14 protein-coding genes are annotated in these 13,752 nt (G+C 59.9%); 9 read left to right on the top strand and 5 right to left on the bottom strand.

All coding sequences use genetic code 11. The annotated features are described in order from the left end of the window. Positions 1-3 precede the first annotated feature (3 nt). Positions 4-1,188, top strand: a complete 1,185-nt coding sequence (locus tag GXN74_RS06625) for a pyridoxal phosphate-dependent aminotransferase (protein WP_162370139.1) — start codon at positions 4-6, stop codon at positions 1,186-1,188. A gap of 55 nt (positions 1,189-1,243) precedes the next feature. Here the strand turns inward: GXN74_RS06625 and GXN74_RS06620 are convergent, their stop codons facing one another. Genes GXN74_RS06620 through GXN74_RS06610 form a run of 3 tightly spaced genes read right to left on the bottom strand, consistent with a single transcriptional unit; the run spans position 1,244 to position 3,646 of the window. Further along, on the bottom strand, positions 1,244-1,666 hold the full coding sequence (locus GXN74_RS06620) for an aspartate carbamoyltransferase regulatory subunit (RefSeq protein ID WP_162370138.1): 423 nt from the start codon (positions 1,664-1,666) through the stop codon (positions 1,244-1,246). A gap of 1 nt (position 1,667) precedes the next feature. Next, positions 1,668-2,588, bottom strand: a complete 921-nt coding sequence (gene pyrB, locus GXN74_RS06615) for an aspartate carbamoyltransferase (protein WP_162370137.1) — start codon at positions 2,586-2,588, stop codon at positions 1,668-1,670. 53 nt (positions 2,589-2,641) lie between these two features. Further along, complete coding sequence (locus GXN74_RS06610) at positions 2,642-3,646, bottom strand: sodium:calcium antiporter (RefSeq protein ID WP_162370136.1); 1,005 nt, start codon at positions 3,644-3,646, stop codon at positions 2,642-2,644. A gap of 139 nt (positions 3,647-3,785) precedes the next feature. Here GXN74_RS06610 and GXN74_RS06605 point away from each other — a divergent pair, with 139 nt between their 5' ends. Both GXN74_RS06605 and GXN74_RS06600 read left to right on the top strand, forming a co-directional pair. After that, on the top strand, positions 3,786-4,160 hold the full coding sequence (locus GXN74_RS06605) for an ArsR/SmtB family transcription factor (protein WP_162370135.1): 375 nt from the start codon (positions 3,786-3,788) through the stop codon (positions 4,158-4,160). A gap of 12 nt (positions 4,161-4,172) precedes the next feature. Continuing rightward, on the top strand, positions 4,173-6,344 hold the full coding sequence (locus tag GXN74_RS06600; RefSeq protein WP_162370134.1) for a heavy metal translocating P-type ATPase: 2,172 nt from the start codon (positions 4,173-4,175) through the stop codon (positions 6,342-6,344). A gap of 73 nt (positions 6,345-6,417) precedes the next feature. On the opposite strand, the gene GXN74_RS06595 is transcribed toward GXN74_RS06600, so the two are convergent. Further along, positions 6,418-7,635 carry a 6-phosphofructokinase gene (locus GXN74_RS06595; RefSeq protein WP_162370133.1) on the bottom strand — a complete coding sequence of 406 codons (1,218 nt, stop codon included), beginning with the start codon at positions 7,633-7,635 and terminating at the stop codon, positions 6,418-6,420. A gap of 203 nt (positions 7,636-7,838) precedes the next feature. On the opposite strand from GXN74_RS06595, the gene GXN74_RS06590 reads away from it, so the two are divergent. Continuing rightward, complete coding sequence (locus GXN74_RS06590; RefSeq protein WP_162370132.1) at positions 7,839-8,417, top strand: HAD family hydrolase; 579 nt, start codon at positions 7,839-7,841, stop codon at positions 8,415-8,417. Here GXN74_RS06590 and GXN74_RS06585 read toward each other — a convergent pair. After that, positions 8,414-9,055, bottom strand: coding sequence for a transporter (locus tag GXN74_RS06585; protein WP_162370131.1), 642 nt, complete (start codon positions 9,053-9,055; stop codon positions 8,414-8,416). The two genes, GXN74_RS06590 and GXN74_RS06585, sit on opposite strands and share 4 nt — an antisense overlap. Before the next feature lie 153 nt (positions 9,056-9,208). Here GXN74_RS06585 and GXN74_RS06580 point away from each other — a divergent pair, with 153 nt between their 5' ends. From GXN74_RS06580 to amrA, 5 genes are all read left to right on the top strand, one after another. After that, complete coding sequence (locus tag GXN74_RS06580) at positions 9,209-9,760, top strand: hypothetical protein (RefSeq protein WP_162370130.1); 552 nt, start codon at positions 9,209-9,211, stop codon at positions 9,758-9,760. A 15-nt stretch (positions 9,761-9,775) separates the two neighbouring features. Continuing rightward, positions 9,776-10,915, top strand: a complete 1,140-nt coding sequence (locus GXN74_RS06575; protein WP_162370129.1) for a TMEM165/GDT1 family protein — start codon at positions 9,776-9,778, stop codon at positions 10,913-10,915. Between the two features lie 81 nt (positions 10,916-10,996). Continuing rightward, on the top strand, positions 10,997-11,260 hold the full coding sequence (locus GXN74_RS06570; RefSeq protein ID WP_212505728.1) for a DUF1294 domain-containing protein: 264 nt from the start codon (positions 10,997-10,999) through the stop codon (positions 11,258-11,260). 153 nt (positions 11,261-11,413) lie between these two features. After that, on the top strand, positions 11,414-12,292 hold the full coding sequence (locus GXN74_RS06565) for a radical SAM protein (RefSeq protein ID WP_162370128.1): 879 nt from the start codon (positions 11,414-11,416) through the stop codon (positions 12,290-12,292). A gap of 6 nt (positions 12,293-12,298) precedes the next feature. Then, complete coding sequence (gene amrA, locus GXN74_RS06560; protein WP_162370127.1) at positions 12,299-13,729, top strand: AmmeMemoRadiSam system protein A; 1,431 nt, start codon at positions 12,299-12,301, stop codon at positions 13,727-13,729. Positions 13,730-13,752: the final 23 nt, after the last annotated feature.

Raw genomic sequence — 13,752 nt, 5'->3', positions numbered from 1 at the left:
GATATGATTTCAGAGCAAATGAAAACCCTGGTGGCCAACAGCTCGGTCATCCGGGCCATGTTCGAAGAAGGGAAACGGCTGGCGGAAATCCATGGACTGGAGAACGTATACGACTTCAGCCTGGGGAATCCCAACGTCCAGCCTCCGGCCAGGGTGAAGGAAGCCATCCTGGACATCCTGGACCAGGAAGAACCCATGGCGGTCCACGGGTACATGAACAACTCCGGTTTTGAGGACGTCCGGGAGGGGATCGCCCGCCATCTGGACCAGAAGTACGGCCTGGCCCTGGGCGGGGAAAGCATCATCATGACCTGCGGCGCCGCCGGCGGCCTGAACATCACCTTCAAGTCCCTGCTGAATCCCGGGGACGAGGTGGTGGTCTTCGCCCCCTTCTTCGGGGAGTACCGGAACTATGCGGCCAACTACAACGCCAAGCTGGTGGTGGTCCCTGCGGACACCAAGACCTTCCAGCCGGATGTGGAGGGCCTGCGCCGGGCCATCACGGCTAGGACCAAGGTGGTGATCGTGAATTCCCCCAACAACCCCACCGGCGTCGTCTATACGGCGGGGACCATGGAACAGTTGGCGCAGGTCCTTAGGGAGAAGGAAGCGGAGCATGGGACGGACATCTTCCTGGTCTCCGACGAGCCCTACAGGGAGTTGACCTATGACGGGGCAGAGGTGCCTTATCTGCTCAAGTACCACAAGAACAGCATCATCGGCTATTCCTACAGCAAATCCCTGTCCCTCCCCGGGGAAAGGATTGGCTATCTGGTGGTGAATCCGGAGGCGGCCGATTTTCAGGAGCTGATGGGTGCGTTGAACGTGGCGAACCGGATCCTGGGCTTCGTGAACGCCCCCTCCCTGTTCCAGAAGGTGGTGGCCAGGAGCCTGGATGCGGAGGTGGATGTGGACTACTACAAGCGGAATAGGGACATGCTCTACGGGCATCTGACCGCCATCGGCATTTCCTGCGTGAAGCCGGAGGGCGCATTCTACCTCTTCCCCAAGTCCCCCATCCAGGATGACGTCAAGTTCTGCGAAGACGCGAAAAGGTACAACATCCTGATGGTGCCGGGAAGCGCCTTCGGCTGTCCGGGGCATGTGCGGATCGCCTACTGCATCTCCCGGGAGCGGGTGGAAAACTCCCTGGACGCCTTCACCAAGCTGATGGAGAACTACAAATGAAAGAAGCGGCTCCCGATGGGGGCCGCTTCTTTCATTTGGTTTGGAATCCGGATCCCTATAGGGAAGTCCGGCTGTTGCAGTATTCGCACTTGTAGGCCTTCGTGGCCGCATCCACCAGGAGGAAGGTGGTCTCCACATGGGGTTCCACCGAGGTGATGCAGCGGGGGTTCTTGCACTGGAGGATTCCGGTGACAGCCTTTGGAAGGGCCAGTTTGATCTTCTTCACCACCTGCTCGTTTTCGATGATGCAGATGGTCAGGTCCGGGTCGATCAGGCCCAGGACATCCAGGTCCAGGTCGATCTCGTTATCGATTTTGATCAGGTCCTTGGTGCCCAGTTTGTCGGAGGGTGCATTCTTGATCAGTGCCGTGGTGTAGTCCACCTCGTCCAGCTTCAGTTCCCGGAAGATCTTGAAGCCCAGGCCCGGCTTGATGTGGTCGATGACGATGCCCCGCTTGATTCCGTTGATGTTCAACACGCTATTCACCTCCCAATCCCAGAAGCTCCATGATCAGAGCCATCCGGATGTACATGCCGAATTTTGCCTGCTGGAAGTAGACGGCCCTGGGGTCCCTGTCCACCTCTGGGGCGATCTCGTCCACCCTGGGAAGGGGATGCATGACGATCATGTCCTCCTTGGCCAGTTCCATCTTCTCGGCGTCCAGGATATAGTAGCCTTTCAACCGCAGGTATTCCTCCTCGTTGAAGAAGCGCTCCCGCTGGATGCGGGTCATGTAGAGGATGTCCAGCTTGCCCATGACGGCTTCCAGGTCGTTGGTCTGCTCATAGGTGTTGGAGCCCAGTTCCTCCAGGATGTAGGGGGGGATGGTGAGTTCCGGAGGGGAGATGAAGACGAAGTGGAGGTTATCGTATTGGGCCAGGGCGTTCACCAGGGAGTGGACCGTGCGGCCGAACATCAGGTCCCCGCAAAGGCCGATGGTCTTGTTGGAAATGTCTCCCTTCAGGCGGCGGATGGTCAGCAGGTCCGTCAAGGTCTGGGTGGGATGCTGGTGTCCCCCGTCACCGGCGTTGATCACGGGGATGCTGCTGAATTTGGAGGCCAGCCGGGGGGCGCCCTCCTTGGGATGGCGCATGACGGCCGCATCCGCGTAGCAGCCCACGGTACGGATGGTGTCGCCGATGCTTTCCCCCTTGGCGGCGGAAGAGGAGCCGGGTTCGGAGAAGCCGATGACCTGGCCGCCCAGCCGCAGCATGGCCGCCTCGAAGCTGAAGCGGGTGCGGGTGGAGGGTTCGTAGAACAGGGTTGCAAGGATTTTGCCTCTGCCGCGGTCCGAAAACCGCTGGGGAGCCTCCACGATCCGCTCCGCCAGCTGGAAGAGGGATTCCAGTTCTTCCAGGGACAAGTCGGTTGATTCGATGATATGTCTGCCTTTTAGCATTCGATCTCCTTTTTTCTATAGGTTTGGAAAAGGTGGGTGGAAGAGGTCCCGGGTCAGATGATGGTGTAGTTCAGGAGCAGGTACAGGCCGTAGAGGGACAGCATGACGACGCCCTCCCTCCTGCCCAGGTGCATCTTCTTGGCCTTGCAGAAGATCCGGAAAAGGAGCACGATCAGCAGCATGGCCGGAATCTGGAGCTTGTAGAATTCCAGGGGGACCACCAGGCCGGCGGGGGTTGCGGCTGCCGCGGCGCCCACCACGAACAGCACGTTCAAGATATCGGCGCCGATGATGTTCCCGATGGCCAATTCCCCATGGCCCTTCCGGGCGGCGGTGATGGCGGTCATCAGCTCGGGCAGGCTGGTGCCGAAGGCCACCAGGGTGGCGGCGATGACGCTCTGGGGAATCCCAACCCGCACGGCCGCCAGCTCCACACTGGGAATCAGGAGCTTGGAGGAGAGGATCACCAGGGCGCCGCCGCCGATGAGTTTGGCCAGCATCAGGAAGAGGGGGGATTGGTCCGCCTCCAGTTCGGTGCTGGTGTGGGAACTGCGGGCCCAATGGATGGAGGTGAAGATGTAGGCCGCCAGCAGGGCCAGCAGCAGGAAGCCCAGCCATTGGTGGATCCGGCCGTTGGCCTCTCCCAGGGAGAAGAAGGGGAGGCTGATGACGGAGAGCAGCAGCACCGCTCCGATCTGGACCCGCCCCTGGTGGTTGATGGAGACGGGATCCACATACAGCTTGCCCAGCATGGCGGCGACTCCGATGATCAGGGCGGAGTCGGCGATGATGGAACCGATGGCGTTGCCCAGGGCAAGGTCCGCATTTCCGTTGATGGCTGCCAGGACCGATACGGAAGCTTCCGGAAGGGTGGTCCCCAGGGAAACGATGGTGGCGCCTACAATCATTTTGGGGATCCCCCACTTGAGGGAGAGGCTGACGGCCTCGTCCACCAGCAGGTCGGCACCTTTGGAAAGGGCGAGCAGGGTGGCGAAGATGATCAAAAAGAGCCAGAAAGTGGAAAGGGGCTCCAGGGTGTGCAGGATCCATGCGTCCATTGTGTTCCTCCTTGGGTGTGATTTCTTTTACCATTATAGGGACTATTGGGTGTGCTGTCAACGGAGGGCGTTGACAGCGGTGGAAAAGAATGATAATATCAACATATGAACAAGTGTTCATATGAATGGAGGTCCATGGATGAAAGAGAAAGATAAACGGGCGGAATCAGCCAGCTGCAGTTGCAACGTAATCCACCAGGAGGTGGTCGACCAGGCAAGGGCGGCCATGCCCAAGGAGGAGATTCTCTACGACTTGGCGGAAGTGTTCAAGGTGTTCGGGGATTCCACCCGGATCAAGTTGCTCTGGGCACTGCTGGGGCAGGAGATGTGCGTCTGCGACCTGGCAGTCCTGCTGCAGATGACCCCGTCCGCGGTCTCCCACCAGCTGCGGATCCTGAAGCAAGCCCGCCTGGTGAAGTGCCGGAAGGAAGGGAAGGTCGTCCATTATTCCCTGGACGATGCCCATGTGCAGGGCATCATCGACCAGGGGCTGCTGCATATTCTGGAAGTTTAGGAGGTGTTCCCGATGGATAGGAACCAAAGGACGGAACTGGTCCTGGAGGGATTGGACTGCGCCCATTGCGCGGTGAAGATCGAGGAAAAGGCGAAGGGGCTGGAAGGGGTGCGGATGGCTTCCCTGAACTTCGCCACGAAAAAACTGGTGATCGAGGCGGACGGGGAAGGGCTTCTGGAAGGGCTGGTGGCCCAGGCCAGCGCCATCGTGAAGGAACTGGAACCCCATGTGCAAGTCCGCGACGCGGCGGAAGGAAGGCGGAGCGGGGAGCCTTCGGACACGTCGTTGGGCTGGAAGCGCTTCCTGGCCGGCGTCCTGCTCTTCGTCTGGGCGGTCCTCTGGAAGGAAGGCGTGGGGGGGATGGATCCCGGCTTCCGTGGAGGGATTCCCCTGCTTGCCGTCTTCCTGGGCGCGTATTTCCTGCTGGGACAGGAGATCCTGGGCACGGCCCTGGGGAACCTCCGGAAAGGGCGGGTGTTCGACGAGAACTTCCTCATGTCCATCGCCACCCTGGGCGCCTTTCTGATCGGCGAATATCCGGAGGCGGTGGCGGTCATGCTTTTCTACCGGATCGGAGAATGGTTCCAGGACCGGGCGGTCAACCATTCCCGGCGGTCCATCGCCAAGCTGATGGACATCAAGCCGGAAGTGGCCTGGCTCCAGGAAGAGGGAGGCTTCCGGAAGGTGGATCCCCGGACCGTGGACGTAGGGGCCAGGATCCTGGTCAAGCCGGGAGAGCGGGTGCCTTTGGACGGTTCGGTCCTGAGCCCCAGGGGAGAAGTGGACACCAGCGCCCTGACGGGAGAATCCATGCCCCGGGCGTTGGTGGGGGGGGACCTGGTGCTCTCCGGAAGCATAAATCTGGATGCGCCCCTGGAAGTGGAAGTGGTCAAGTCCTATGGGGATTCCACCGTGCAGAAGGTTTTGGAGCTGGTGGAGAACGCCGCGGGCAACAAGGCCAAGACGGAACAGTTCATCACCCGGTTCGCCAAGGTCTACACCCCCGCGGTGGTGGGAACGGCGGCCTTGCTGGCCGTGCTGCCGCCCCTGTTCCTGGGGATGGAGGCCGGCCATAGTCCCCAACTGTTCGGGGAGTGGTTCAGGCGCTCCCTCATCTTCCTGGTGGTCTCCTGTCCCTGCGCCCTGGTGGTGTCCATCCCCCTGGGCTTCTTCGGCGGCATCGGTGCGGCTTCCCGGCACGGGATCCTGATCAAGGGCGGCCAGTTCCTGGAAGCGCTGCATGGGGTCCGGCACATCGCCTTCGACAAGACGGGCACCCTGACGGAAGGGAAGTTCTCCGTGGAGGAGGTCCACGGAGGTTTGGAATGGGACAGGGGATCCCTGCTCCGCCTGGCGGCATCGGCGGAAGCCTATTCCAACCATCCCATCGCCAAGTCCATCCAGGAGGCCTACGGGTCCCCGGAGTTGGATCCGGTCACCCTCCTAAAGGAGATTCCGGGTTCGGGTCTGAAGGCTTCCCGGAGGGGACCCTTAGGAGAGGAGGTCCTCCATCTGGGGCATGGCGGCTGGTTCCAGGAACTGGGCATCCGGATTCCGCCCCAGCAGGATTCCAAAAGGGAAGACGGCGCCAGGACCCGCCTCCACATGGCCCTGCAGGGGGAGTGGATCGGCACCGTGGTCCTTGGGGACAAGGTGAAGGAAGGGGCCAGGGACATGGTCCAGGCACTGCGGAAGGAAGGCATCCGGACGAGCATGCTCTCCGGAGACCATCCGGAAGTGGCGGCCCAGGTGGGGAAGGAAATCGGCGTGGACGAGGTCTATGGAGGGCTGCTCCCCCAAGGCAAGCTTGAGCGGCTGGAGCGGATCCTGAAGGACAGGAAAGGTTCCGGTGCTGTTGCCTTTGTGGGGGACGGCATCAACGACGCCGCCGTCCTGGCCCGGGCGGACGTGGGCATCGCCATGGGCGGCCGGGGCCAGGACGTCGCCATCGAATCGGCGGACGTGGTGCTGATGACCGACGAGCCCCAGAAGGTCCTCCAGGCAATCCGGATCGCCAGACGCACCCGGGGGATCGTATGGCAGAACATCGGCTTCGCCCTGGGGGTGAAAGGGCTGGTCCTGCTCCTGGGAGCCTTCGGGTTCGCAGGCATGTGGGAGGCCGTGTTCGCGGACGTGGGTGTGGCCCTGCTGGCGGTGCTGAACGCCATGCGGGTCATGAAGTGAATTGCCTGGAATACGAAAAGGGCTGGAACGGAAGCGTGCTTCCGTTCCAGCCCTTTTGGCTGTCTGTCACATGTTACTTCTTGAGGATCTTCTCCACCATGGGAGCCCTCAGGCGGTGGGCTGTGGGATAGTTGGTTCCCAACAGGGGACGCAGGTAGTTCTTGAATGCGTCCGTCACGTTGTTGCCGCGGGCGTTCAGGAACTCTGCGGGCATGGTCTTCGTCTTGCCGGCGATTTCGGCGATGTCCACCAGGCGGTAGTCCACCGCATAGTCTCCAACCCTGTCCATGACGACGGAACCGTCCCTGTTGTACAGGAGGGCGTATTGCGCCGCTTTCTCGCCGACCTCACGGGCCTCGATCTGGTCGACGTTGGAGATGCTGCCGATGAAGTTGCGCTGCGCATAACCCAGCGTATCCGCACGCACGCGGCCGATGCCAAGACGCTCTTTGATCAGGTTGGAGAGCATGTCGCCCAGGGCGCCGCTTCCGGAGAGCTGGATGTTTCCGTGAGCGTCCACTTCCACGTTCTTGCTCAGCTTGGCTGCGATGGAAACATGGTTTTCGTCCTCGATCCCTTCGGAAACGGCGATGACGCAGCGTCCATGTTTCTCGTACTGCTCCTTGACGTCCGCAAGGAAGTCGTCGACGATGAAGGGTCTCTCGGGCACATAAATCAGGTGCGGGCCGTCATCCTCATATTTCTTCGCCATGGAAGCTGCGGCTGTCAGGAAACCTGCATGCCTTCCCATGATGACGGCGATGTAGACGCCGGGCAGGGCGCGGGTGTCCTGGTTGATGCCGATGAAGGCTTCGGACACGTATCTGGCTGCGGAACCGTAACCGGGGGTATGGTCGTTCAGCATCAGGTCGTTGTCGATGGTCTTGGGAATGTGGATCGCGCGGAAATCATAATGGGAAGCCTTGGCGTAATCGTTGACGATCCGAACGGTGTCGGAAGAGTCGTTGCCGCCGATATAGAAGAAGTAGCGCACGTCATGGGCCTTCATGACTTTGAAGATTTCTTCACAATATTTTTCGTCCGGTTTCACCCTTGTGGACAAAAGACCGGAAGCGGGTGTGGCCGCCACCTTCTCCAAATTGTTGGTGGTTTCCTGGGAAAGGTCCATGAACTGCTCGTTGACGATTCCTTCCACACCATTGATTGCGCCGTATACCCTTGTGATTTGGGGGAACTTCCTGGATTCCAGAACAGCTCCCACCATGCTCTGGTTGATGACGGCGGTTGGGCCGCCACCTTGGGCGATGACTACTTTACCTGTTAACTGCATACCTTACCTCCTGCTTTTATACATCGTGTTTTTGACATTTTTTGAACACTTCTTTCATTATAACACTTTGGTAAGATGTTGCAAGATGTTATCAGCGGAAATGGAGCGAAATGCCAAAAAAATACAGAATACAGTATACGCATTTGACAGGGGGACGGAGGATGGCATACAATGGAGTGGAAGAAAGACAGGAGGTGCTCGACATGGAAATCAAACTGGTGATTTTCGACCTGGACGGCACCCTGGTGGATTCCCTGCCGGGGCTTGCCCATGCCATGAACCTGGTGCTGGCGGAGGAAGGGTATCCCCTCCACCCGGAGGAAAGCTACAGGCATTTCGTGGGCCATGGGATCAAGAACCTGGTCTTTAAGGCGCTGCCGGAAGAGGCGGCTCGGGAGGAAGCCCTGCTGGAGGCGTGCCATGGCAAGATGCTTGGGACCTACGGCCGGGACTGGGACCATGCCCTGCGCCTCTACGAGGGGATCCCCTCCCTGCTGGACGCCCTAAAGGAAAGGGGAATCCGGATGGCTGTCAACACCAACAAGGACCAGGCCATCACCAGGAAGATCATGGAGACCGCCGGCACCCAGCCGGAAGAGACCCTGTATGTGGGGGACACCCTTGTGGACGTGGAGACCGCAAGAAACAGCGGCGCTTTCTGCGCCGCTGTGACCTGGGGGTTCAGGACCCGGGAGGAACTGGAGGAGGGGGGGGTGGGGTGGATGGTGGACCGTCCCCTGGAACTGCTGGAAATCCTGGAAGGCCGTAAAAAAACCCCCTAGGATTTGGGGGGTACGACCTTGACCTGCTTCACCAGATGGGCGTCCATGGAATAGACTTCATACAGCACTCCGTCCAGGACCACCGAGAATCCCGGACGGAGCTTGACATTGTTCTTGCGGGCCGCGTTCACCACGATGCCGCCTACGGTGTTGCCCAAGGCGGGATCCACCTTCCGGTGCAGGAGGTCCTCCAGTTCCTGGATGGAGTTGCCGGCATTCAGGATCAGGTCGTCCTGGTAGGTGACGTGGGCAGGGCTGGAAAGGAAGGCCCGGATGGAGAAAAGGATGGCGATGGCCACAACCCCGATCAGCACGTCCGTCATGTCCGGATGGCTGGTGATCAGCTGCCGGGAGATGGCGAAGACCAGCACCTCCACGGCGCTGCTGGGGGTGTGCTTCACCAGCATCTTGATGAACTCGATGCCGATGACCAGCTCCAGGGAATGGGCAAGGAAGATTTCCGTGCTGAGCATCTTCTCCGGGGAGCCCACATGGGTTACGATCAGATAGACGTCGTGGATGACCCGGGCGGAGAGGAAGATGGTGCCGATCAGGATGAGGATGGAAACGGCAATCTCGATGCTGCTGGCGCTGGTGCTGACATAGTTGCGGACAAGCTGTTTGCTGATTTTTTTCATAAATCCCTCCAATGGTGTTTTTCTTTTGTATACATTATACAAGCAGAAAGGCGTTCCTGTAAAGCGGGAATGGAGGGAGAATCCACGGTTATCGGTTGAAGCCTGGTCGGGAATGTGGCATAATCAAGGAAAGAGAAGACGGGAGGTCATCGAATGGACAAGAAAATTGCGGCTTTGGGAGGGATTCCCTTGGTTTTGGCGGTCGTGCTGGCGTTTCTGCTGGCCCAGAGCAACCAGAAGCTGGAAAGCAAGGCGTCGGAGAGCGACCAAACGGCCAAAGCCCTGGAGGCGCTGCAGGCGGCCCATGGGGAGCTGGAAAAGGAGCACGGGGAACTGAAGGGGAAATACCAGGCCCTTGCCATGGAGCATGAGGAGCTGCTCCAGGCCTATGCGGTCTTCGAGGAGGCCATGGATTCCCTGGGAGGGGATTCCCTGCTGGACCCCTTTGAACTGCAGCAGATCAAGAGGGCGGGAATACAGGATGTGGACCAACTGGTGCAGGACCTGAAGGACCATCCGGAAGTCATCGGCATGGAAGCGGTGCTGGGTGGGACGATGTTCTTCACCAAAATCGTGGTCCTGAACGACAAATGGGTGTTCGGCGCCTTTGAGGACGGACACGTGATGGGATACGGCATCTACACCTGGACCGCGGATGGAGCCAGCGCCATCACCTGGGAAGAGCTGTTCAGGCAAGAGCTGTAAGGGAAAGGAATGGAAATGGCGAGAGAATACCTGCAGGCCCTGCTTTTCATATTCGCAGCGGAGATGGGGGACAAGACACAAATCCTGGCGATGATGTTCGCCACCCGGTTCCCCCTGTCCAGGGTGTTGCTGGGAATCTTCATCGGCTCCGCCCTGAACCATGGGTTCGCCGTGGCTTTCGGAAGCCTGGTGGGGCAGTGGGTTCCTGTCCACTGGCTGCAGATGGTGGCCGGCGCCGCCTTCATCGGCTTCGCCATTTGGACCTTGAGCGCCTCCGGGGAAGACGGGGAGGAAGCAGCCGGGGCGGGAAGGGACAGAGGTGCGGTTGCGACCGTAGCCTCTGCTTTTTTTGTGGGTGAGCTGGGGGACAAGACCCAGTTGACCGCCATCACCCTGGCCGTGGACGCGGCCTTCCCCCTGGTGGTCCTGCTGGGCACGGTCAGCGGAATGCTGGCGACCAGCAGCATCGGGATCTTCGTGGGCAGCAAGCTGGGGGACCGGATTCCGGAAGAGTGGATCAAGGTCCTGTCCGGCACCGTCTTTCTGGTGTTCGGAGCCTTGAAGCTGGCGGGAGCGGCTCCACGGTCGCTCTTGGTCCCGCCGGCGGTCCTGGCATACGGGCTCTTGGTGGGAGCGGGAATCCTGCTCCTGGCCAGGGCGGTTGGGACGGCCCTGGCGGGGGGCGTGCGTAGGACGGCCTACCGCCGGGCGGCGGAAGCCCTCCGTGCCTATGCCCTCCAGATGGAACATTCGGTGGAGCGCATCTGCAGGGGAGTGGAGCACTGCGGAAAATGCAAGGGGGAGCGCTGTGCCATCGGATACATGCGCGGGCTGGTCCGGGAGATGATGAAGGAGCGGCCGGAGCTGGAGGAATCCTTCCTCCGGGAGAACATGGAGTTCATCCAGGGAAAGTTCGACAGGGACCTTCTGTCCCTCAGTCTGTCAAGGACCCTGTCCTACATGGAGACCCTGGAAGATGCCAAGGGGGTGGACGCCATCCGGAGGGTGCTGGAAATCCTGCTTTTCGACCGGACCTATCCATGGAAGGGAAACGCCCGGGAGCATGTGGGGGTCATCATCCTGGATTTCCCCGGTTTCGAAAAGGAATGGGAGGAAGCGCATGAAGCGGAAGAACGGTCATGGGGAGCCCCATGACACCAATCCCAAGCCGGTCATCGCCATTTCCAGGGTGGCCCAGATCCGCGTGGATGACTAGGAACTAGGAGGTATGGATAGATGGAATTGATGGATGCGCTGTCGTATGGCCTTCTGGCCGCCAATCTGGCAAGTTTCCTGCTCTATGGGACCGACAAATGGAAAGCCCGCCGGGGGGCATGGCGGATTCCGGAGTCCAGGCTCCTGCAAGCGGCCTTCCTGGCCCCCTTCGGTGCGTCAACAGGCATGCTGCTGTTCAGGCACAAGATCAGGAACAGGAAATTCCTTTTCCTGGTTCCTGCATTTACCCTTCTGCAGCTTATGATATTTTACTATTTCTTCTAAAAAACAACAGCTACCCTTCTTGCCAAATGCAGCAAAGGTTAAAAAACCCCCGTAAAAAGAGTATAATGAAGGTATGGAAGCAGCCAGGCGTCTCCACAGGAGGTGTGTGGCTTTACCGTCTTTTCGGCGGTTGGACCAGAAAGGAGGACCGTCATGCATGAAGCCATGTACTACGAAAAAACCACAGGAGGGGTCCGATGCCTGCTTTGCCCCCACCGGTGCAGGATTCCGGAAGGGAAAAACGGACTTTGTGGTGTCCGCAGGGCCGAAGGGGGCAGCCTGTACACCCTCAACTACGGAAAGCTGAGCGCCATCCATGTGGATCCCATAGAGAAGAAACCCTTGGCCTGCTGGCGTCCCGGAAGCATGATCTTCTCCGTGGGAAGCTTCGGGTGCAACATGGCCTGCCCCTTCTGCCAGAACCATGAGATCAGCAAGGGACGGCCCCGTACAAGCTACCACACCCCGGACGGCATAGTGGCCACAATCCGGGGACTGGACCTCGACTCCATCGCCTACACCTACAACGAACCCACGGTTTACTACGAATGGATGCTGGACACCGCAAGGGCGGCGAAGCAGGCGGGCATCGCCAACGTGATGGTGACCAACGGCCTGATCTGCAGCGAACCCTTGCAGGAAATCCTGCCGCTGATGGATGCCTTCAACATCGACCTGAAGACATGGAGCGACGGCCTTTACAGGAAACTGGGGGGGACCACGGTGGAGGACGTGCTGCAGACCATCGGCACCGCTGCCGCCGCCAGCCATGTGGAGGTTACCCTCCTGATCGTTCCCGGATTCTACTACGATCCCGCCAAAGGGCCCCGGGACCAGCAGCCCGCCCTGGAGGCCATTGAAGGCTTGTTGGAACGCTTGCGGCAGGCGGCTCCGGACGTGGTGCTCCACATCACCCGGTATTTTCCCTGCTACCACATGGAGGAGCCGGCCACGGATGTGGGCTACATGCTCCAGGTGCAGGAGACCGCAAGGAAGTATTTCGATACCGTACTGCTGGGAAATGTGAGGTGACCCATTATGAAGAATCTTACCGTGTTCCTGATGCCCCACCCCCCCATCGTCCTTCCGGAAATCGGAGAGGGCAGGGAGCGGGAAGCCCAAGACACCGTCGACGCCATGGACCGGTTGGGCCGGATTGCGGCGGAAGGCAGACCCAAGACCATCCTGTGCATCTCCCCCCATGGGAATTGCTTCAGCAACGGAACCTGCCTGCTGGACGCCCCGGTGCTGGCGGGATCCTTCGCCATGTTCGGGCATCCGGAGGTCTCCATGGAAAAAAGGGTGGACAGGGAATTGGCTGCGAAGATCGATGAAGCCCTGGAGGCAGACGGACATACCAGCATCCTCATGGATGAGAAGATGGCCGAAAGTTATGGGGCTTCCATGGCGCTCGACCATGGGGCCATGGTCCCCCTGTACTTCATCGAACGTTACTGGAAGGAGTACAGGATCGTCCATCTGGCGCCGGGATTCACTTCCCTGCTGGAAAGCTACCAGATCGGAAAGTGCATGGCAAGGGTGCTGGGTCCGGACACCCTGGTCCTCTGCAGCGGCGACCTGTCCCATGCCTTGAAGAGCGATGGACCTTACTCCTATGATCCCATGGGCCCGCTGTTCGACGAAAAGGTGCAGAAAGCCATCCGGGAGAAGGATCCCATGGAGCTGCTGCTCCTGGAGGAAAAGTTCGTGGAGCATGCCGCGCAATGCGGCCTCCGGTCCGTCCTGATGGGTTTCGGATGCATGGACGGATACGGATATGCGTCCCGGATCCACAGCTACGAAGGTCCCTTTGGGGTCGGCTACCTGACGGCCGTCCTGGAAAGGGAGGAGGGCCCCGGGGTGGAATCCCTGGTGGACAGCTACAGGAAGCTCCAGCACAAGAACAAGGTGATCCGGGCAGCCAGGGAGGACGACCTTGTCCGGTTGGCCAGAAAGACCATTGAACACCATGTCCGTACGGGCAAGATCCTGTCCCATGCCCAGATGGAGGCCGTCGTCTCCGAGGAGACGCTCCGGTCCAAGGGGAGGCTTCGGGCGGGCACCTTCGTCTCCCTCCACAAGCAGGGGAAGCTGCGGGGGTGCATCGGTACCATCCAACCCACCAAGGACTCCCTGCTGGAGGAGATCGTGCACAACGCCATCAGCGCCTGCAGCCAGGACCCGCGTTTCGAACCGGTGGCCGTGGAGGAGTTGGACCTGCTTTCCATCCATGTGGACATCCTGGGAGAGGCGGAGGAGATCCCTTCCGCTGAATGGCTGGACCCCAAGCGCTATGGGGTGATTGTGGAAAAAGGGTTCAAACGGGGGCTCCTGTTGCCGGACCTGGATGGGGTCGACACCGTGGAACAGCAGGTTTCCATCGCTTTGCAGAAAGCGGGGATCCATGGGGAAGAAGGGGTCAGATACTACCGGTTCCAGGTGGAAAGGCACGGGCTGGAAGAGGATTAAAAATTTTTAATTCACATACCTCC

The organism is Anaerotalea alkaliphila (assembly GCF_010179735.1).
In the GTDB taxonomy this organism is placed as follows: Bacteria; Bacillota; Clostridia; order Lachnospirales; family Vallitaleaceae; genus Anaerotalea; species Anaerotalea alkaliphila.
Note: the sequence above shows the minus strand (reverse complement) of the source record. Positions and strands in the feature narration are given on the sequence as shown.